This window comes from Nocardiopsis sp. CNT312, from assembly GCF_000515115.1.
In the GTDB taxonomy this organism is placed as follows: domain Bacteria; phylum Actinomycetota; class Actinomycetes; order Streptosporangiales; family Streptosporangiaceae; genus Nocardiopsis.
In genome coordinates, this window is the sequence record NZ_AZXF01000020.1 from 49,078 (window position 1) to 70,493 (window position 21,416).

11 protein-coding genes are annotated in these 21,416 nt (G+C 70.5%); 10 read left to right on the forward strand and 1 reads right to left on the reverse strand.

The window, feature by feature from the left end; genetic code table 11:
* Window positions 1–66 precede the first annotated feature (66 nt).
* The 8 genes from B042_RS26940 (at window position 67) to B042_RS0110275 (ending at window position 12,899) form a co-directional block, all read left to right on the forward strand.
* Complete coding sequence (locus B042_RS26940) at window positions 67–3,225, forward strand: DEAD/DEAH box helicase (RefSeq protein WP_028648213.1); 3,159 nt, start codon at window positions 67–69, stop codon at window positions 3,223–3,225.
* A complete protein-coding gene (locus B042_RS22700; protein ID WP_051415606.1) occupies window positions 3,225–3,950 on the forward strand; it encodes an SWIM zinc finger family protein in 726 nt (241 codons plus the stop codon). Before B042_RS26940 ends, B042_RS22700 begins: the two co-directional genes overlap by 1 nt.
* A gap of 176 nt (window positions 3,951–4,126) precedes the next feature.
* Window positions 4,127–4,837: a Crp/Fnr family transcriptional regulator gene (locus B042_RS0110250; RefSeq protein ID WP_028648215.1), complete on the forward strand. Its 711-nt coding sequence runs from the start codon at window positions 4,127–4,129 to the stop codon at window positions 4,835–4,837.
* A 111-nt stretch (window positions 4,838–4,948) separates the two neighbouring features.
* On the forward strand, window positions 4,949–5,791 hold the full coding sequence (locus tag B042_RS0110255; protein WP_028648216.1) for a hypothetical protein: 843 nt from the start codon (window positions 4,949–4,951) through the stop codon (window positions 5,789–5,791).
* Complete coding sequence (locus tag B042_RS22705; RefSeq protein ID WP_051415607.1) at window positions 5,781–7,757, forward strand: hypothetical protein; 1,977 nt, start codon at window positions 5,781–5,783, stop codon at window positions 7,755–7,757. The genes B042_RS0110255 and B042_RS22705 overlap by 11 nt, the downstream gene beginning before the upstream one ends.
* Before the next feature lie 10 nt (window positions 7,758–7,767).
* On the forward strand, window positions 7,768–8,547 hold the full coding sequence (locus B042_RS0110265; protein ID WP_028648217.1) for a hypothetical protein: 780 nt from the start codon (window positions 7,768–7,770) through the stop codon (window positions 8,545–8,547).
* Between the two features lie 184 nt (window positions 8,548–8,731).
* Window positions 8,732–8,935 (forward strand): hypothetical protein, encoded by a 204-nt coding sequence (locus B042_RS0110270; RefSeq protein ID WP_155988998.1) that lies wholly within the window; start codon window positions 8,732–8,734, stop codon window positions 8,933–8,935.
* Window positions 8,936–9,830: 895 nt separating this feature from the next.
* On the forward strand, window positions 9,831–12,899 hold the full coding sequence (locus B042_RS0110275) for a UvrD-helicase domain-containing protein (RefSeq protein WP_231493907.1): 3,069 nt from the start codon (window positions 9,831–9,833) through the stop codon (window positions 12,897–12,899).
* A gap of 92 nt (window positions 12,900–12,991) precedes the next feature.
* Here the strand turns inward: B042_RS0110275 and pglX are convergent, their stop codons facing one another.
* Entirely contained in the window at window positions 12,992–16,411 is a 3,420-nt protein-coding gene (gene pglX / locus B042_RS22710) for a BREX-2 system adenine-specific DNA-methyltransferase PglX (RefSeq protein ID WP_155989000.1), read from the reverse strand.
* 268 nt (window positions 16,412–16,679) lie between these two features.
* Here pglX and B042_RS0110285 point away from each other — a divergent pair, with 268 nt between their 5' ends.
* Together B042_RS0110285 and pglW are read left to right on the forward strand one after the other, a co-directional pair.
* Entirely contained in the window at window positions 16,680–16,883 is a 204-nt protein-coding gene (locus tag B042_RS0110285) for a hypothetical protein (protein ID WP_028648220.1), read from the forward strand.
* 194 nt (window positions 16,884–17,077) lie between these two features.
* Window positions 17,078–21,358, forward strand: coding sequence for a BREX system serine/threonine kinase PglW (gene pglW, locus B042_RS0110290; protein WP_028648221.1), 4,281 nt, complete (start codon window positions 17,078–17,080; stop codon window positions 21,356–21,358).
* Window positions 21,359–21,416: the final 58 nt, after the last annotated feature.

Consider the following 21,416-nt stretch of genomic DNA (forward strand, 5'->3'; position numbering starts at 1 on the left):
GAGGGCACCGGCCATCACCGGACGGAACCGGCCACAGCGTTCCCGCGCCGCCGTGACAATGGGAACATGCATGTGATCGAGGCGTTCTGGGCAGCGGACCGGCTGCGGGTGTGGGGACTGGACAGTGCCCGGCCCCCCGTGACCGCCTCCCGCAAGAGGTTCCGCCCCCACCCCTACGCCCTGGACCGCACGGCGCTCGCGGAGGCGATCGGCCTCCCGGAACCGGCCGTACCCGGACCGGGCACGGCCCTCCTGCACCTGCCCGGCACCCCCCGCCACCCGGTGCCGCCGCCGGAACTCGCGGCCATGGAAGGAACACCTCGGTACCGGCCCGACCAGGTGGTGCTCCGCCCCTGGGAGGTGCCCGTCCTCGACCTGTCCGGGCCCGACGCCCTGCACCTGCTGCGCCGCGCCCACACGCATCCCGGGAGCCGCTCGCTGCCCCACCTGGCCGCACTGCTGGAGGCCGCCGAGGCCCTCGTCGACACCCGCCGGACCATCCCACGCCTGCTGGAGGAGAGCGTTTCCGTCAGCGACGGCATGTTCTCGACGGCGGTGCCCCGCGCCCGCTGGCGGCCCCTGCTGGACCCGGCGGCCATGGCCTGGCTGCGTGCCCACGTCCGGGCGCTGCCGCACGCGGCGCGCGCCCACCACGAGCCCGACCTGGACGCGGCCGAAGCAGGAGCCGACGCCATGTCCGACACCCTGGAGGCGCTGTGCGCCCTCACCGACCTGGTCGCCCGTGAGCGCCTGGCCCACCACACCGTCGACCTGCCCGGCCACCCCCGCGTCCAGCACCTGTGGCTGGCCGCCCTCACCGGGCCCGACGGCGACCTGCGCCACTCCGGTCCCCTGACCGGGCGCGGCGCGGACCGGCTGGTCGACGACCTGGGGGAGTGGTTCACCGCCGCCCACCGGTTCGCCGGGGCGATCCGGCTCACCTTCCGCCTCGTCGAACCCGCGCCCGCCGCCGACGGGGAGGACGAGGACCTCGGAACGGACGATCAGGAGACCGGCACCGGAGAGGCACCGGAAGAGGGGGTCGCCCGGGGACTCCACATCCCCGGCGAGGAGCCCTGGCGGTTGCAGATCTGGGTGCAGTCCGTCGAGGAGCCCTCCCTCATGGTGCCGCTCGACGGCCTGCGCGAGGGCGAGGGCGCCGACTGGCTGCCCCGCGACCCCGCCGAACCCGTCGACCGCGCCCTGGCCCAGGCCGCCCGCGCCTGTCCCCTCCTGGTCCGCGCCCTGGCGCCCGAGCGCCCCGGCACCCTGGAACTGACCCCGGACGAGGCCTGCGACGTCCTGGCCCGGCACGCCCACGCCCTGCACGAGGCCGGGTTCGGTGTGCTCCTGCCGCCGTGGGTCGGCGAGGTCGGGGTGGGCACCCGGCTCACCTTGTCCGAACACCGGACCGACCGCCCCGACACCGGTACGGGGATCGGCCGCACGCTGGTCGACTTCCACTACCGTGCCGCCGTCGGCGGCGTCGCCCTCACCGCCGCCGAACTCGCCGAACTCGCCCGGCTCAAGCGCCCCCTCGTCCGCCTGCGCGACGAGTGGGCCCGCCTGGACCCCGCGCAACTGCGCCGCGCCGCCGCCTACCTGTCGGGGCGGGAGAGCGGAACGGTCCCGGTGGGCGAGGCCCTGCGCATGGCCCTGGTGCCCGAACCCGACGCACCCGAACTCACCGCCGTGGACGCCGGGGGCGACCTGGGCGCCCTGCTGGCCGGGCGCGCCGAACAGGTCTTCGCCCCCATGGCCGAACCCCCCGGGTTCAACACCGAACTGCGTCCCTACCAGCGGCGCGGCGCCGCGTGGCTGCGCTACCTCGACCGTCTCGGCCTGGGCGCCGTCCTCGCCGACGACATGGGCCTGGGCAAGACCGTGCAACTACTCGCCCTGATGGCCGACGAGCGCACCGGAGACCAGGCCCGCCCCGCGCCCACCCTCCTGGTCTGCCCGACCTCGGTGGTCGGCAACTGGCGCAAGGAGGCCGCCCGCTTCCTCCCCAAGCTCCGTGTCCACCTGCACCACGGCGCCAACCGGCCCAAGGGGGAGGACATCGCCGCGACCGCCGCGGAGAACGACCTGGTGGTGACCACCTACGGGGTGGCGCTGCGCGACCGCGAGGAGCTCTCCGCCCTCACCTGGGCGCGGGTGGTCTGCGACGAGGCCCAGAACATCAAGAACTCCCGCACCAAACAGGCCCAGGCCATCCGCGCTGTCCCCGCGCCCTCCCGGATCGCGCTCACCGGGACCCCGGTCGAGAACCACCTGGGTGAACTCTGGTCGATCCTGGACTTCGCCAACCCGGGCCTGCTCGGCAGACGGGAGGCCTTCGAGAAGGGGATCGCCGCCGACGTGGGCCGCGAACTCGCCACCGACGGGAACACGGGAGCCGCCGCCGCGCTGCGCAGGGTCACCGCGCCGTTCGTCCTGCGCAGGCTCAAGACCGACACCTCCATCATCTCCGACCTGCCCGCCAAGCAGGAGATGCGCACCTGGTGCACCCTCACCCCCGAACAGGCCTCCCTGTACAAGGCCACCGTCGACGAGATGACCGCGCTCGTCGACGAGGCCACCGGCATCCGCCGCAAGGGCCTGGTCCTGGCCACCATGACCAAGCTCAAACAGGTGTGCAACCACCCCGCCCACCTGCTCGGCGACGGCTCGCGCCTGTCGGGGCGCTCGGGCAAACTCGCCCAGTTGGAGCAGTTGCTCGCCGAGATGGCTGTCGAGGGCGACAAGGTGCTGTGCTTCACCCAGTACACCGAGTTCGGCTCCCGCCTCGCCCCCTACCTCGAAGGCAAACTCGGCATGCCTGTCCTGTGGCTGCACGGCGGCACACCCCGGCGCAGGCGCGAGGCGATGATCGAACGGTTCCAGAGCAGCGACGAACCCCTGCTGTTCCTGCTCTCGCTCAAGGCCGCCGGAAGCGGACTCAACCTCACCGCGGCCCGCCAGGTCGTCCACTTCGACCGCTGGTGGAACCCGGCCGTGGAGGACCAGGCCACCGACCGCGCCTTCCGCATCGGCCAGAGGCGCAACGTCCAGGTGCGCAAGATGGTGTGCGTGGGCACCCTGGAGGAACGCGTCGACGAGATGATCGAACACAAGAAGAACCTGGCCGAGGCGGTCGTGGGCACCGGCGAGGACTGGCTGGGCGAGATGAGCGTGGCCGAGCTGCGCGAGGTCGTGCGCCTGGCCCCCGAGGCGGTGGCCTGATGGGTCTCCAGCAGCCGGTCTGCGAGAGCTGGTGGGCCCGCCGCCTCCTCGAAGGCGCAGGCGACGGCGACCCCGGCAGGCTCAACCGGGGGCGCGCCTACCTGCGCCGGGGCGCGGTCGCCGAGATCACCGTCGACGCCGGCCGGGCCGCCGTCAGCGCCGAGGTCCACGGTTCGCGCGTGCACCCCTACTACGTCTCCCTCGTCTACCAGACGGTCGGTGACCGCCTCTGGGACCGCATCCTGGCCGACCTGGCCGCGAGCGCGGACACCGCCGCCGACCTGCTGGCCGGGGTGCTGCCCGAACGGATCGAGGAGGTGTTCGCCCGCCACGGGGTGGCGCTCTTCCCCGACTCCGTCGACGACTTGGGCCTCCACTGCACCTGCCCCGACTGGGGCTATCCCTGTAAGCACGCCGCCGCCCTCCTGTTCGCCTTCGCGGCCCTGCTCGACGACGACCCGCTGCTGCTCTTCACCTGGATGGGGCGGACCGAGGGCGAGGTGCTCGGCGCCCTGGCGGGGGCCGGGAAGGGGCGGAGGGGGGAGCTGTCCGTGGAAGTAACGCCGTCGGCCGACCGTGTCGCCGACTTCTGGGAGGGCGCGGAGCCCGCACGACTGGCCCCGCCGCGCCCCTTCACCCCCCTTGACCACTGGGAGGGCGCCACCCCGGGCGTGTTCTCCCGCCTGGCCCCGATGTACGAGAGGCTGGGGCGCGCCGGCCGGTGACCCCTGCTCCGGAGCGGGGGCCGGCGGCGAAGCGCCCCCGGCGCAGGGCGCCGCGGTTCGGGCCGGTCCCCGGCCACCGGCGCCGCGGCCGGAACCGGCCATCCCCTCGCCCGGCACGCCGCGGACGGTCAGAATCTCCCTGCCGGTCGTGATCTATCGGAGAAGGAGACCGCAGCATGTCCAGGCACGGTTTCGGAGGGCTGGTCACCGACGAGCAGTGGCGGCGCCTGGTCCACGCGGCGGTGCCGCGCACCTTCGCCACGGGCGACACCGTGCTGCGGCAGGGCGAGCCGGGCGCGGGCGTCCACCTCATGGTGAGCGGCCGTGCCAAGGTGGTCCTCCTGCGCGCCGACGGTTCCCGTGTGCCCCTGGCCTTCCGCGCCTGCGGGGAGATGCTGGGGGAGTCCGTGCTGGCCGGAGCGCAGCACCCCAGGAGCGCCACCGTGACGGCCCTGTGCCCCAGCACCACCGCCTTCCTGACCGCGGCGCGCTTCCAACGGCTGCTGTCCGACCTCGATCTCCAGTCCGCACTGGTGCGCAGTTTCCTCATGCGCCAGCACGAGGGCGACAGCATCAGGGCACGGCAGTCGGCCCTGCCCGCCGAACTCAGGCTGCCCGCCGTCCTGCTCCACCTCGCCTCGGTCGTGGGCGAGCCGATCCCCGAGCCCGCCTCTGAGCACGGCCGCCGGACCGCACGCGGCTGCCTGCTGGCGATCTCGCTGGCCCAGCACGAGATCGCCGAGTTCGCGGGAATGTCGCGCACCTCAGTGCACAACGCCTACACCGGGCTGCGCGAGCGCGGCATCATCCGCACCGGACGGCAGTACGTGGCGATCCTGGACCTGGACGCACTGGAGGCACTGGTGGAGGAGAGGCAAGACATGTGACGCCGGACACTTCCCTCCGTTTGTGTTCAAAAGTGAACACAGCGCCATCGCGCCTGCGGGGAGTGTGGTCCCGACCGGCCTGAAACGAGGCCCTACCCCCAGGAGTGCCCGGTGGAGATCGACCTGTCCCGCATCAGCGAGAGCGCACCGCTTCCGCCCTACCGCGCGGTGCTGGCGGTGGACATGGAGAAGTTCAGCGCCAGCAGCGCCCGCAACCAGCAGTCCATCGGCCGGTTGATACCGCAGGTGCTGGAGGAGGCGTTCACCTGCGCCGACATGCTCCCCGTGTGGAAGGACGCGCGCTTCCCCCGTCACAGCGGCGACGGCTACGTCATGGGGGCCGAACCCGAGCACCTGCCCTACCTCATCAGCCCCTTCCTGGAGGAGCTGCAGAAGGCCCTGGAGAGAGCGCAGCCCTACCTGGCCGTCCTCGACCGGAACCTGCGCATGCGGCTGCGCGCCAGCATCGACGTCGGCCCCCTGCCCGACACCGGCGACGGCAGCGGGATCGACGCCATGGGCGAGGCGATGATCAGCACCCACCGCCTGCTGGACTCCGAACCCGTACGGCGCGAACTGGAGAACTCCGACCCCGACACCACCCTGCTGGCCACCATCATCTCCCGGCGCGTCTACGAGGACGTGGTGCTCGGCGGGTTCAGCTCCATCCGGGCCAGCCGCTGGCGGCCCGTCCAGGCGGCCGTGCCCGCCAAGGACTTCCAGTCCGAGGGCTACCTCTTCGTCCCCACCCCCTCACACGGGGCCGACACCGCCCGATCCCAGGAGGAACCCGGGCAGGACGGTGGAGACCGGTCACAGCCACGTTCGAAGCCCGCCCCGACGTCTCAGGGCGCACCAGGCAACAGCGTCGGCCACAACGACCACGGCCAGGTCGTCCAGGCCGGCACGCTCCACGGCGGCGTCACGTTCGGAGGCGTCTCCGATGGCGCCTGAGGAGGAGGGACACCAGGACGCGGTGCCGCCCGACCCCTGGGAGACCCGGCCCGCGGCCAACCACGTCGGCCACAACGGCCACGGCCGTCTCGTCCAAGCCGAGACGGTGCACGGAGGGGTGCACTTCCATGAGAGCCTCGACTCCTCCATCGAGTCCGCCCTGCGCAGGATCCGCCACGAGTCCGGGCTGGGCCCCGACCGAATCAGGGACGTCCTGGACACCTTCTGCCCCAGTGACGCCCGCAAGTACACCGTGTTCACCGAGGAACTCGCACGACACCGCCTGGGCCTGATCACGGGCGAACCCGGCCGGGGGCGGACCCACACCGCCGTCCACGCGCTGGCCACGCTGAGCCCCGGCACACCCGTGGACGAGGTGGTCATCGACGCCGACACCGCCGATGCGGGACTGGCCGACTTCACCCCCGCCCCGGACCGCCCCCGGTTCCTCGACCTGAGCGATCTGCCCGCCCCCGGAGCCGGACAGCGGGTCGCCGTCAGGACCCTGGTCGAGCGGGTCCGCGTCTCCGGGGCCCTCCTCGTCCTCGTCTGCCGCCCGGGCCCCTGGGAACAGGAGCTCTCCGCCTGCCGGGCACGGCTGCGCATCGACGCCCCGGTGGCCGCCGCGGACGTCTTCCGGCGCACCATGGCCCGACGCTACGGGGCGGACCGCGCCGGTCGCTGGGCGGATACCCCCCGGGTTGCGGCGGCGCTGTCCGGAGCCGGACCGGAGCGGGCGGTGCGGCTGGTGCGCGAGGCCGAGCGCACACGCCCGCCGCACGCGCCCCTCGCCGAGGAGGACCACGCCGCCTGGATCGACCGCGCCCTGAAGGACTTCACCGACCCCGCCGACGTGCTCCCCGGATGGTCGCGCGACGGCGAGGGCACCGAGTTCCGCCGTGTCCTGACCCAGTCGGTGGCACTGCTGGAGGGAGCCCCCTCGGCCACCGTGCTCCGCCACGCCCACCGGCTCGCCGAGGCGTGGGGCGTGCCACCGGTACGGCCCACCCCTGTCTCTGGTGACGGGTTCAGCGGGGACCTGGCGGAGATCGGCGCCCGGGTCCGGGACGACCGGGTCCGCTTCCACCGCCCCGGTCACCGCGACGACGCCCTGGACCACCTGTGGCGCGAGCACCCGGACGCACGCGGCCCCTTCCAGGAGTGGGCCTGCGGAGCGGTGCGGGACCTGCCCAGGAGGGAACGGGTGCGGGTGGCCCGGCGCTGGCTGGACCTGGCCCGTCGACACCGCGACCCGCAGCCGGTCGACACCCTCCTGCACCGATGGGCCGCCTCACCCGCGCTGAGGTGGGCGGCCGTCCCCGTACTCGCGGAGGCCGCCGTCACCCGGGAACTGGGTTCGGCGGTGCGCTCCCGGCTCTACCGCGTCGCCGCCTCGTCCAAGGCGACGTCGCAGGACCTGATGGTGCTGGAGGTGTGCCGGGTCTACGGACGGGTCCAACCCGGCACCGCTCTCACCCGGTTGCGCCACATCGCCGGCAAGGCCCCCGAGAAGTGGACCGAGAGCCTGCTCCGCGCACTGGTGGAGATCGCCGCCGAACCGGGCAACCTCCCCCGGGTGCTGGAGACCGTGTCCGGCTGGTCGGGCCCGGGAGCCGGTATCGGAGCCACAGCGCTGCTCCGGCTCCTCCACGGAGCCGGAGGGGAGGCCCCCGGCTTACAAGACGCACTGGAGCGGGGCGCGCTGAGGACGGAAACGGTCGCTGGCGCCTGGGCGGCCTCCTTCCGGGCCGGAGCCGACGTGGAGCGCGCGCTGTGGTCCTGGTTCGACACCCTCTCCGACCGGCCGGGCACCGGCGGTCCTACCGCTGCCGCACTCACGGACGCGGCGGTGAAGGCCCCCGGCTTCGCCGCCGAACTCCGGGGCTGCGCGCGGCGCTGGTCCCACGCCCACACCCGCACATCACCCGCCGTCGAGGAACTGCGCCGCACCCTCGACGAGATCTGAGGAGGACACCGTGCTTCGAGAACTCTTCCGCGCCTTCTTCGGCCTGCCTCCGGGACACCGCTTCGGGGAGGAACTCACCAGGGAAACGCTCGCCTTCCCCGCGCGCCTGCCCAGCAGCGGCCAGGGGCTGTGGTTCGACGCCGCCTTCGACCTGGCGGTCACCTGGCACCGGAACCAGGACGGCGACCACGTCCGTGACCGCGCCCGCCTCCAGAGCTCGCTGATCCGCGAGGCGGCACGCCGCAGCTCGGGCTTCGCGCTCGGCGACCACGGGCGCGCCCAGGCGGAGGTCTCCTGCGCGCTCAACGGGGGCGGCGGCTCAGAGGTGGAGGCCGTCCACCACCTGAGCGTCCGGGTGGCCCTCACCGCGCACGAGGAGGACCTGGCCCTGGAGCGCCAGCGCCAGCTCGTGTGGCACCGCGCCGAGGTCGCCCGAGAAGAGCACCGGGTGCGCATGCGCAGGGTCCGGGAGCTGCTCGAGGAGGTCCTCCACGACCCCCTGACCGCCCGGGTGTGGTGGTTCGAGCAGCACCAGGACCGGTGGAACGAGATCGCCGCCGCCGGCGCCGCCCTCGACCTGCTGTCCCCGAGGCAGGTGTTCACGCCCGGCTCCGGTCCTGTGGTCCAGGAGGATGCCGAACCTGGGAGGGACCCGGTCCTGGACGCCTTCCTGTCCGGCCTGGACGACTACCAGAAGGCCCCGGTCGTCCAGAACCTCACCGAACTCCTGGAAGCCTTCGAACGCCGCGACCTGGCCGAACGACTGCGGCAGAGGTGGGCCGAGGCGTGATCCGGGGACCGCTGGGCCAGGGCAAGGGCTGCTCTCCGGGGCCGGCGGGGTGACGGTGGCCGCAATCGGACACCGGGCGCCGTGGCATCGGGTGCCCGATTGCTCCGCAGTCGTTGTGTCGGGACCGCGAACCCGAGGAAGAGGAAGGGATGGTCATGGCGGTCTCCGCAGGGGCGAGTCGGGAGTGCTTGTGGGCATGGGGGCGGCGCTGCTCTTCATCGCAGGGGCGGTCGGTACCGGGGACTGGTACGTGTCGGCGTGGGCGGTGCTGTTCCTTCTGGCCTATGAACACCTGATCCGGCCGGTTCCCTGCTCCGCGCCGACCCGGCAGGACCGGCCGTGCCGCAGGAACACCCGTGGCAGATGGCGGGGGCGCCGCCACGAGTAGCACCAGAGGGCCAAACGGTCCGCTGTCCTCGCCGCTCTGCTCCAGCGGGCGGCGAGGCCGGAGCAGAGCGGTGTTCCGGCGGTGCGACCCGTGCCAGAGGGCGGAGGGATCGCCATCTCGTCGACCCTGTACGCGAGAGTTGTGGTGGGAACCGCGCTGGTCAGCTTGCTGGCCGCCGTGGCCGGATCGCTGTGGGCCGCCGGATGACGGCATCTTCCTCGTGGGAGCGGCCGAGGAGAGCAGTGAGGCCGTGTGGGTTTGCGCATCGATGGTGTTGAGCCTCCCATTCCCCGTGCGCAACCGACTACGTGTCAGCTCCGACCCTTCAGTGATTCCTGGAGCGTCCATGCCCGCTGAGGGCAGACCATCGCCTGCGGAGCTTGTCCGATATGTTCCTCGCTCGGGAGTTGAATGGCGTATTGTGTGTTTATTTCTAGTTTAGTTTATTTTTAGTTTTTTGGGTTTAGTTCTGATGGATGAACCCATGACTGCTCCCACTGTCGTGGTTGTGCTTGGTTGACTACTGATGGAGTGCTGTTGGCGGAAGTGTCCATGTGAGAAAATTGGTGCTGTTTTCATGTCGCCACTGACTGGGTGGTTCGCACTCCCCTCATCTTCTGTGAACTTCTTGGGGATGGCGGAGGGATATCGGTGTGAGGGTTTGTGGGGCAAATGGTATTGTCTTTAAGGTCAATTGTTGCGTTCGGGGTCTTCCCGTGCGTGGATGGTGGCGATCTGATGTGCATAAGGTTCCGAAGTCGGTGCGGTGCGTCATTGCAAGGAACGGCGTTGCACTGTGACTCGGGCATTGCCTGTGGCACCTTTCTTTGAGGGGGAGGCGAGGGGATTGGGGAGCCAGGTCCGTCAACGGATCATCGATCAGGAACAGGCGGCGGTGAAACGGGCCTATCAGTGCTTGGAGCGGCAGCGCCACCAGACCGAACGGCTGTCCACCGCCGACGCTGCCGCTAGTGCCAAGGACAGCGTGGCCCAGCGAGAGGAGTACGCGCGTTGGGTCGAGGAGTACCGACTCGATGGTCGGCAGCTCGTCGTTCAGCGGGTCGACCTTCGTGAAAATGAGGAAGACGAGACCTTCTACGTCGGCCGCAGGAGCGTTCGAGACGAGGAGGGTGACGTCTTCGTCGTCAAGTGGACCAGTTCGGCAGCGGTCGGCTGGCGGCGCGAACGCGGAAACGAGAACGGCGTCGTCACACTCCGCCGACGTCTGCGCTGTCGAGGTCAACGCGTGTTGGACTACCACGACGAACTCGTTCGGGGCACCCAGCCTTCCGTCCTGGGAAAAGCATCCCCGGCTCAGGTGGCCGCAGTGATCAAGGCCCGAAAGCAGCAGGAGGCGGGCACTGCCGAGGATCCGTTCCTCCACCAGGAGCTGGACCGCTCCCGTGACGGGCTGATGCGTGACATCGTCGAGACCATCCATCGTGACCAGCTTGATCTGGTCTGTCACGACCGCCCCGGTGCCCTGGTGGTCCAAGGCGGGCCGGGGACCGGAAAGACCGCGGTCGGCCTGCACCGTGTCACCTGGCTACTGGACAACGACCGTTTCAAGCCGGAGCAAATCCTCGTCGTCGGCCCGAGCCAGCACTTCCTCGCTTACGTCAGCGAGGTACTGCCATCCCTGGGCACACGCGGTGTGGCCTCCTTGCGCATCGATGATCTGTGTCCGGGAAGGGTCGGAGGACACGACACCGCTGAGCAGCGCAGGGTCAAGACCGACATTCGCATGGTCGAGGTCCTGCGCGGAGCCGTCCGTGACCTGGTGAGTCCAGGAGCCTGGTCGAAGTTCCTCGATCAGGGTCGGCTCAAGGTCCCAATCGACGAGGAGACCCTGGCAGTCGAGGGGGCCGAGATCGAGCAGGCCTTCGGCGAAGTCCTCGCACTGGACGCTCCCCTGAACGTTCGTCGCCAGCGCTTCACCGACCTGCTGGTCGACCGACTCCTTGACCAGGCCTCCTACCGGCAGCGCCGCCAGGGGCGGGCACTGCGTCACCGTGTCGCTTCCTCACTGGCCGGCCCCGTCAATGCCACTTGGCCCAGGGTTTCCGAGACCCGCCTGTACCGCAGGATCCTCGACGACTCGAAGGTGCTGGCGCAGGCCTCCGAGGGCGTCCTCACGGATCAGGAGAGAACGGTGCTGCACCGCGCAGCAGTGGCACAGGTGGGACAGGAGCCCTGGACACGTGCCGACCTTCTCTGCCTGGAGGAGCTGCGGATCCTGCTCACCGGCGAGGCCCCGGACCGCTACCGCCACGTCGTGGTCGACGAGGCACAGAACCTCACACCGATGCAGTTGCGTGCTCTGGCACGACGTTGCCCGAGTGGCTCCTTCACCGTCCTGGGCGATCTCGCCCAGTCCACCGGAGTGCACAACCACCTTGAGTGGTCGACGCTCACCGGCTACCTCGAACTGCCTGACGGATGGGAGCTCCAGGAACTCACTCTCGGATACCGCATCCCCAGCCAGGTGATGCACACGGCCGTTCCCGTGGCCGTGGCCGCCTCGGACCTGACGACCTTCCCCGAAACACTCCGATCTGCCAGGGAAGGCGAGCTGGTCATGGCCCGCCTTGCTCCGGAGGAACTGGTCGTCGGGGTCCGACGCCGAGTGGACGAACTCCTGGCAGCGGCCGGCAAACGCTCTGTGGCGGTCATCGTCGATGACACTTCTCCCCACCTGGGAATGATCGCGGACGCATTGCAGGGGGCTGCTGGAGCCAGCGACGGTTCCGTTCGGCTCCTTTCGGCTTCCGAGGTCAGCGGCCTGGAGTTCGATCACGTCGTCCTGGTGGAGCCGCGCGAGATCACCGACTCGGGTCCCGGAGGCCACGGTCGGCTCTACGTCGCGCTGACCAGGTGTACCCAGACGCTGACCGTCTTGCATGCCGGATCCCTGCCCGACACCCTCGTCGACCCTGACGCCCCCGCAGCAGAACAGGAGAGGACCTGTGCCCGTCACCGTGCGGACGGCCGGCGCTGCACCAACCGCACGAGTTCGCCGGACCGCTGGTGCAGGGAACCCGGCTGCGATGGCTACCGGACCGAGAAGGCTCGGGCGCGGAACAAGGCGACCGCTCTCCCGGTGCCGGACGGATTGGACACCTCGGTACGGCTGGACGCTTCGGTTCAGGCGGACGGGATCACCGTCAGTGCCGCAGCACGCGCGCGCTTCGCGGTCTGGCACAAGGCCAGCGCGGTGGAAGCTCAGGCGGAGATCCGCACCATGATCGATGACCTTCTGGCCGAAGGGCGGCAGGCACGGCGTACGGACGGTCTGTGGCAGGTGGAGTGCCACGGTTACCGGCTGGTCCTAAACAGCACGGCCACGTCGGTGGTCGACTACCAGACCGTGCACGCCGAGCGCAGTTGGGCCCAGTACAGGGCTGGTGTCAGTTCCCGGGTCTCTCAGCAGAGCCGGAAAAAGGATGCCGTTCCAGAGCCGGACCTCAAAGACACGGACGAACCCACGGAAGACGAGCGGATGAGCGCCCAAACAGCACCGGCACCGCCCCAGAGCGGGCACCACGATCCTGTGGCGGCCGAACACCTGAGCCTTTTCCTCGCAGGGCTTGGGCAGCGGAGACGGACGCAGGATCAGAGCGTGTACGGATTCCTGCGGCACAGCCTCATCGCCGATCTCTACAGGACGGGGAATCTGCCCGATGAGCAGGAGACCGGGGACGTGTTCTGCGCACTCTCGGACTGTTCGGTCCTGTACCGGGTCCTTTCCAGCGGGGACACGGGTTACGAACGGCTGCGCGACGCGGCACTGGAGGCCCTGGAGGCGCGCTGGGCCGGGGGCTCAGAGGCCGACCATGTGTGTATCGTCCTTCCCACCCCGCCCAAGGAGGAGTGGTCGGCTCCGGTGCTCCTCGGTGTGATGGGGGTCTCGCTGGTCTGGCGTGAGGCGGACACATGGGTGGGGGAGGGCGCTGTTCCCGGCTGACCTCCCACTTCTCGGTGAACGTCTGCGGCCCCAATCGAATGGGGACGCAGACGTCTCCAACGGAGAAGGGTGTCCTCGGTGCCAGGGGACACCTATGCGCCCTTTCGCTTCGGTGGGCGGCCCCGGCGTGGCGGCGGCGGTCTCCAGCCCGCGACCTCCTTTTCCGTGAGGTCCAGAAGGGCGCGGAACCCTTCGTATCGCCTGAGAAGCTGCGCTTGGTCGCCGTGGGGGTGTGTGGGGCCGATGCCCGCACCGACACGGCCGACCCAGGGCAGCACCTCGGCCAGGCCAGCCAGGAGCGGGACGACGGTCCCGGTCGCGGCGGTGGGCGGCGCCAGGTGCTGTTCGATGAGGTCCACCAGCACCCAGGCACGCTCACGGGCGTCCCATCCCGCCCAGCCGAGGACACTGGTCGGGGAGAGCGCGGGTGAGGTACCCGCTGGGTAGGAGATGAACCGTTCATCGGGCAGGTCGAACTTGCCGCGTTTGTTCCAGTAGGAGGTCCTCAGGAAGTCGGACGACCTGTACTTCGGCGGTAGCGGAGACTGCCGTTCCCCGTTCCACTGAAGATCCCACGTCTTGCTCCAAGCGGCGTACTTTTCCAGTCCCGAGCGGCGCAGGCGCAGCGCCGCGAGGAAGGGGACGTGCTCCTGCTGCAGCAGGTCGGGCAGCACAGCGTGTGGGGTGTCCCCAGGGCTCAGTGCCTCCACCGCGGCGATCACGTCCGGATCGCCGGCGAGAAGTGAGACCAGCTCGGACACGGTGCGGGCGGTGGGGCGTTCGGAGCCCTCCGATTCCTGGGCATACCAGAGTTCACGGCGCTCGCATCGGTCCAGCAGCCAGGAGGTGACGGCGGGGCGCCACACCTGTTCCCACGGGGGAGTGGTCCAGCGATGTTTGAAGTCCGCACGCTCCAGAACCTGCAGTACGGGGTCGTCTTCGATGGCGGCCACCCGCTTTGACACGGTGTTCCGATAACCGCTTCCCCATTGTTCGGGGATCTCGAGAGTCGGAGCGGCCCCATGGCGGTCGAACCAGGCGCTCTCCTCGGCACCCGAGGCCACCCTGGTAGCCAGGACTATCTCGAAGGCGCGCTGTCCGACGTCGATACCGTCGGGCAGCTCTTCGCAGGAGACCTGGGAAAGGCTTCCCTCTGGGATGAGTCCGTACGCCTCGTAGGTGCGCCAGTCCAACTCCTCCTGCAGCACCATCATGCGGTTGAGGGTGGCGTGCCACTCCTGCCCCAGTTCGATGATGCGTTCCTGCGTCGGAGTGTGCTCGGGGTCGCCCACTTCGACGCGCAGCTCCAGCAGGCGGCGCGCCAGGGTGTCGAGTTCGCGTGGGATCGCGGCCTCGGTCGTGCGGGGGAGGGGGAGGTCGCGCATCCGGGTCGCGGTGAACTCGTAGACGGTGTCCCAGGTGTCACCGGACCTGAGCTGCCCGTTCCGGGGGCTGCCCTTGGTATTGCTGACCTGCTTGAACCAGAAGCACGCCGTGGAACTGTTCAGTATTCCGAGCAGTCCTAGGACCTGCTCCTCGGTCACGGACGGGGGCAATTCGATGACAGGGGCCGAGTTCAGCGGGGCGTTGGCCTCCTGCCTGAGGGCGAAGTGGGGGTGGGTCGCCACCCAGGGGAAGATGATCGACCACGATGAGACGCCGTCACCAACGGTCAACTGGTGCCAGTCGTACCAGGGCTTGCCCTCGGTGCGTAGACGATTCTTGAGATGGTGTTTGTAGGGCCACAGCCGCCTGAGGTGACCCGGAAGAGCTCGGATGTCCGAAATATGAGACTGATTTCGTCGGTTACGCGGGAAGAACGCGACCCGTTCGCTCCGGGACTGCCAGTCGCGCACTTCGGAGCCCGTGACGGCATCGATGGTCGCCGCCGGCTCACACCCCCAGCGGCGCATCGAGGCAGGAGAGGAGGTGAACAGGTCATCCGCGCCGGTGCTGGCGACGTAGCCGATCCGGGATGCCGTATCGCCCAGAGTTCTGTGTGAGCGCAGTGACTGGAAGACCTTTTCTGGCTTGGGAGCGGCGAGGATCCAGGGGTGCTTGCAGTATTCCGCGAGGGGCCGTTTCTCGGACGCGGTCCACAGGTCTTCACTGGGAACCGTGGAGAGCCGCTCCCGGATGGATGCCCACACTTGGCCGTGTCGGGGATCGTCAGGCAACGAAGGCTCTCCTCGCAGGCCACTGACCACGGTCACCTGCGATTCCGCTTCGGGGCGCTGGTTGCTCCCGATGAGGATCAGGGTCGGTGTTCCGTGTCCGGGGATGTAGGCCCCGGAGGTGTCGACGATCCGCTCCAGCTTCACGGTGGGGAGGAACTCCTCGACCAGGGCTTTGCCGAACTCCCTCTTGGCGAAGGAGTTCGCCGTCAGGAGGCCCACGCTGCCACCCGCGCGCGTGAGGGAGAAGGCGCATTCGGTGAAGGGCACGGTCATGGCGAAGGGGCCGGATCGAGCGCTGGGGTACAGCCTGCGGTAGGAGTCGGCCTGTTTCTTGCCCTTCGGTGTGATGTAGGGCGGATTCGTGGCCACCACGTCGTAGGAGGAGCGCGCGAGCACATCGGCGTCCCGCGCCGAGGAAGGCCAGGAGGCAGACGGGCCGGTGAGTCCTGTGAACGGACCGTCCTCCTCAGGTGCCCCGGTGCCCTCCAGGAGTGAGTCCGCCCGCACGACGAGGATCCGCCAGTCCCGCTCGTCGGCGGCGTCGGCGCCCTCGGAGAGGCACAGTGCCTCGATCGCCAGGCGGAACCGGCTCACCATGACCGCGAACGGGTTGCGGTCCGAGCCGTGAACACAGGCGAGGGCGAGGGCCACGGCGTTGGACAGGGGGAGCTCCGGCTGTTCGGTGCGGATCCGTTCCAGGACCATGGGTAGTGCTTTGAGGAGGAACCCTCCGGAGCCGCAGGCCGGGTCGATGAACCGGAAACCGTGCCCCGTGACCGAGGCGTCCCGCAGCGAGGGCTTCAGGGTCTGCTCCAGGAGCAGGTCGACGACGAAGCCCGGCGTGGTGAGAAGGGCGTCGGCCTTGCGCGAGTCCTCTGAGAGGTCCTGGTACAGCGATCCGAGAACCGTGGTGTCGAATCCGTGGTCTGGGCCTGAGCCGACCGGTGGGGCTGGAGCCCGGAGGGACGGGCGGTCGGGGCTGTGCCAGTACGAGACCAGCCGGTGCGCCGCCCTGGGGCCACAGGAGTGGTTCCGCCACGCTCCGCTGTCGTCCTGGAAAGCGGCACCCAGGACGGGGTGTGCTCGGACCACGCGCTCGATGGCCCACTCGATCGTCTGAAGCGCGTCCTCTGGGGATTCGGGCTCAGACAGATCCGCCCGGCTGAGTGATCTGTCGGCCACGAACCCGTTGTCTTCACAGAAAGTGACGAACGTCGTGGCGAGGGCCCACATGACCATGGCGTGCTCGGTCTCGCGCCACGCGGTCGAAGAGTCGGGGGCCGACCCTCGGAGTTCGTCGAGGGTGCTCCACACGAGGGATCGAAGCTCTCTCATTAGTGAGGTGTAGGTCACATGCCCTGCCTAGCTGTTCGGGGTCTTTCCTGCTCGGAGTGGTGTTGCGAGTCTCTGTGGGAAAGGCTGTCCACCCCGGGCAGTCTAATAGATCATGTGAGTGCGGTAATTTTTTGTGCGTGCTGAGATAAATCGCTACTCTGGTACTCGCAAGCCCTCGACGCGCGCCATGCCCCGTTCGCGCGGTCCCCACATGCCTCCATTCATCACTTTCCGTGATGTCTCTCCCCCCGCACGAAAGGCGCTGCCCATGTCCACCAACTCCGTCGCGGTGCTGGCATCCGTGATCGCCATCGTCTTGGTCTCCGTGCTCGCCGCTCTGACCGCCGCGTTCGTGACCCGTGAGGCGGACAAGCCCTGGCCTGCGGTTCTGGGCGCGGCCGGAACCGCAACGATCGCCACCTCGGGCACTCTCACTGCCATGGCTGCCTTCGTCTTCAGCGCGCTCGGGTGAGCCCCTGCCCCGGTTCCGGTGGCGGGCCGAGCGCCACCGGAACCCCGGCCACCGCCCGCCGCCTCCCGGCCCCGAGCGGGGCGTCCAGTCACCTGGCACGACCCCGGCACGGCCATGACCGGCCCGCCCGTCGCACCGTCCCCCTATGCTGTACGGGCGGCCGAGCGGGTGCGGGACTGGAGAGGCGGAGCGGGATGTCGAACCGGTGGTGGGGCAAGCCCTCGGAGTTCCCCTGGGAGCAGTCCGCCCTCGAACACGTCCGGGAGCGGTTCCCCACCAGCGGGAACTACCGTGCCTGGGCGGGGTTCACGTTCACCGCCCGCAACCAGCGCATCCGCGAGTGCGACCTGTTCGCCGTCACCCCCACCGGCGCCTACCTCGTCGAGATCAAGAGCCACTCGGGCCGGGCCGCCAACCACGGCAGCGAGTGGACCTTCACCGACCGCGACGGACGCCGCCGGACCATCAGCAACCCCCTGCACCTGACCGACCTCAAGGCCAAGGAGCTCAAGAACCGCCTGCAGTGGGCGGTGCAGAAACTGGGCCTGCGCGACGTGCGCGTCCCCTTCATCGAGGCGGGCGTCTTCCTGTCCGACCCGGACCTGCGCTGCGAGTTCGACGAGGTCCAGCGGGCCAACGTCTACGGCCGCGACGGCTTGGAGAGGCAGACCGGCCTGCCCGGGGTGTCGAAGGGGTGGCTCGACGTCCCGCACAGCCGGGTCGACCCCGGTTTCCTGCGCCACGTCGCCCGCCTCATGGAGACCATCGGCATCACGCCCATGGACCGGGCGCTGAGCCTGGGCGAGTACACCCTGGAGAAGCGCTCCTTCGACAGCGGGCCCACCTGGACCGACTTCAAGGCCGAGCACCAGCGCCTGGGCGGCACCGGCCGGGTGCGCCTGTACCACTACGGCGAGAACGCCACCGACGACGAGCGCCGCTCGGTGGAGAAGGCCGCCAAACGCGAGTACATGTCCCTGGAGGGCATCTCCCACGAGGGCATCGTCAAGGCGGAGTACTTCGGGCTCATCGAGGAGGGCGGCGCCGACCTCGGCCCGGCCATCGTCTTCCGGCACCGCTCCTCCTGGCAGCGCCTCGACCACTTCATGGCCGAGCACGGCGCGGACCTGGACGTCGACACCCGGATGGAGATGGTCCGCCAACTGGCCGAGGCGGTCAACCACGCCCACCGCAACCGCCTCTACCACCGCGCCCTGGCCGCCCGCAGCGTCTGGGTGGAGATGGACGGCCACTACCCGCGCCTGTACATCGCCGACTGGCAGGTGGCCTCGCGGGAGAGCCTGCGCCTGCGCAGGGGCGCGCGCACCTCCCACGCCACCTCCAGCGGAGCCGCCACCGAACACCTGGAGGCGGCGCTGGGCGGCCGCGCCTTGGCCGCGCACGTGGAGAAGGCCGCCGCACCCTACCTGGCGCCGGAGTTCCCCGACTTCACCGGCCGGGCCGCCCACCAGGACCTCTTCGGCCTGGGCGCCCTCACCTACCTGGTCTTCACCGGGCGGCCCCCCGCCCGGGACCGCGCCGAACTCAGCCAGCGGATCCAGGAGCACGACTGCCTGACCCCCGCCGCGGTCAGCGACGACATCGTCCCCCAGTTGGACACGCTGGTCCGTGAGGCCACCCAGCGCTCCCCGGGCGACCGGCTGGCGACCGTGCAGGCGTTCCTGCGCGGGCTCGACGAGGTCGAGGAGCGCCTGACCCTGCCCGAGGTCACCACCGACCCCCTCGTGGCCAAGCGCGGCGACGAGGTCACCCAGGGCTGGAGGGTGCGCGAGGTGCTGGGCAGGGGCGCCACCGCGCGCGCACTGCTCATGCACGACGGGGCCGGCCGCGAACTCGTCTACAAGGTCGCCCTGAACACCGACTCCGCGGTCCGGTCCCTGCGCAGCGAGGCCCAGACCCTGCGCACGGTCGGCGCCCACCCCCGTGTCGTGGCCATGGCCGCAGCCGAGGAGGGGGCCGAGCCCGGACTCCGGGAGATCGGCGAGCGCACCGTCCTGCTCCTGGAACTGGCCGGGCAGAGCACCCTCGCCGACTACCTCGCCCGGCAGGGCGCCCTGACCGCCGGTGAGCTCTCCACCTTCGGACGCCACCTGTTCGAGGTGGTCGAGCACCTGGAGACCCACGGTGTCCTGCACCGCGACATCAAGCCGGCCAACCTGGGGGTGCGGGAGGTCCCCAAGCGGGCCCGCAGCCTGGTGCTGTTCGACTTCTCGCTGTCCCAGGCGCCGCCGCGGCACACCTCGGCGGGCACCCGCGGCTACCTCGACCCCTTCCTCGGCCCGGAGCGCCCCTACGACGACTCCGCCGAGCGCTACGCCCTCGCCGTCACCCTGCACGAGATGGCCACCGGGGAACTGCCCGTCTGGGACGAGGACGGCGTGGACCCCGAGTTCCTGGGCGAGGACGTGGAGGTGCCCCGCCTGGCCGAGGAGTCCTTCCCCGAGCAGAGCCGCGACGCGCTGGTGCGCTTCTTCCACCGGGCCCTGCACCGCCGCGTGGACGGGCGCTTCGCCTCCCTGGCGGACATGCGCACGGCCTGGGAGGCCGCCTTCCACGCCGGGGCCGCCGCCGAGACGGCCGCCGACAGCGAGGAGACGCGCCGCCGCAACCAGGGGAGTGCCACGGTGGAGACCCCGCTCCACCTGTCCGGGCTCACTCCGCTGGCGGTGGACACCGCCCAGCGGATCCTGCGCTGCGAGACCGTCGGCGAACTGCTGCGCAGGCCGGTCCGCGACATCACCCACATGCGCGGCAGCACCCGCGCCATCCGCAACGAGCTGCGCAAGGCCACCGCCTACTGGCGCAGGCACCTGGACGTGGCCGAGTACGCCGTCCCCGCCACGGTCAGGCTGCCCAGCGGTGCCGACGAGGAGACCAAGCGCAACGCCCTGGTGGACCAGGTGATCCGCCAGTTCCTGCCCAAGACCACCGACGCCAACCGGTGGTGGGTGCGGGTGGTGCGCGAACTGCTCGGCCTGCCCGAGGACAGGAAGGGGCGCCTGGACTGGTGGCCCACCCACCGCGAGGTCGCCCAAGCGCTGGGCGGCCTCCCGCGGGGGCGGGTGGAGGAGTGCCTGGACGAGGCGTTCACCTACTGGAGCAAGAACGCCTCCCTGCTCGGATCGGTGCGCGACGACATCGTCGACATCCTCGCCCGCAACAACCGGGTCCGCGAGGTCCGCCAGATCGCCTCCGAACTGCTCGCCATGCGCGGCTCCACCCTCGACACCGAGGAGCGCTCGGTGTACGCCCTGGCTGCGGTGCGCGCGGTGGTCGAGTACGAGGAGCAGCGCACCGAGCAGCGCTTCGCCGTGCGGCGCTACGCCCGCAGGGTGATCGCCGCCCAGGTCATCGACAACGACCCCCTCGTACCGGTCGAGGGCGACCTGTTCGACTACGCCGAACTCCTCGGCGAGCGCGCCGACGAGCTCGTCGCGCTCGGCGACTCCGACGCCCTGCCCGACCCCGGCACCGTCCGCCGCGCCCTGCGCGCGGTGCGCCCGCCCGAGGGGATGGAGCCGTTCCCCGACACCGCCCTGGTGCAGCTCGCCGCGGCCGCCTCCGAGCGGGCCGAGGCCACGCCGCGCCTGGAGCTGTACCCGGTCGACCTCGACCTGGAGCGCGCCCTGAGCATCACCCAGGCCGTCGGCTACCTGGGTCGGCCGGGCATCACCCCGGAGCAGATCCGCGACCGGGTCCGCTCGCGCTTCCCCGCGCTGCCCGAGCCGGGCCGGGAGCGGTTGTACTCCCTGCTCAAGGGGCGCCACAAGAAGCTCCGCGAGGAGAGGACCGGCGACACCGTCTGCTGGTACCTCGAACCGGAGTTCACCACCTACCAGCCCTCCACCCACACCGGCCACCGCTACGACCCGGAGGGGGCGGACGCCGCCTCGGCAGAGGTGTGGCGGCGCCTGGAGCGGGCGGTGCCGCGCGGCGGCTACCGGGCGCTCAAGGCGTGGCTCCCCGACACCGAGCGGTCGGCGGGCGTACTCACCCGTATGCCGGGGGTGGTGCCCTTCGACGTCTCCGACGGGTTCGTCCACGTGGTCGACGAGGTGATGGAGGGCATGGGCGCCGCCCTGGACTGGGACATCCTGTCCGAGGCCGACAACAGCCGCCCCGAGCCCTTCGACCGGATGCTGGAGGAGGTCTTCCGCCGCTTGGGCGAGCGGGTGCGCGCCGCGAGCGCGCAGGCCCCCGCCGGTCGCGGCGTGGTGCTGCTGTACCGGGCGACTCCGCTGGCCCGCTACGAGCCGGGCCGGTCCCTGCTGGGCACCCTCATCCAGGAGGCGCGCGAGGCCGACCGGAGCCCGTACGGGCTGTGGCTGCTGTGCCCGATGCGGGGACCGCAGGCCGCCGCCACCTTGGACGGCCGTTCCGCCGGCATCACCGCCGAGTCCGACCAGGTGCTGCTGCCCCGCGGTTTCTCCGCCCCGGAGGCCGTCGCGGTCTGAGAGGGGTTCCTCTCCTCAGGGCACGCAGGTCCCGAAGGGCGAGTGTCCGTGTGCCCGG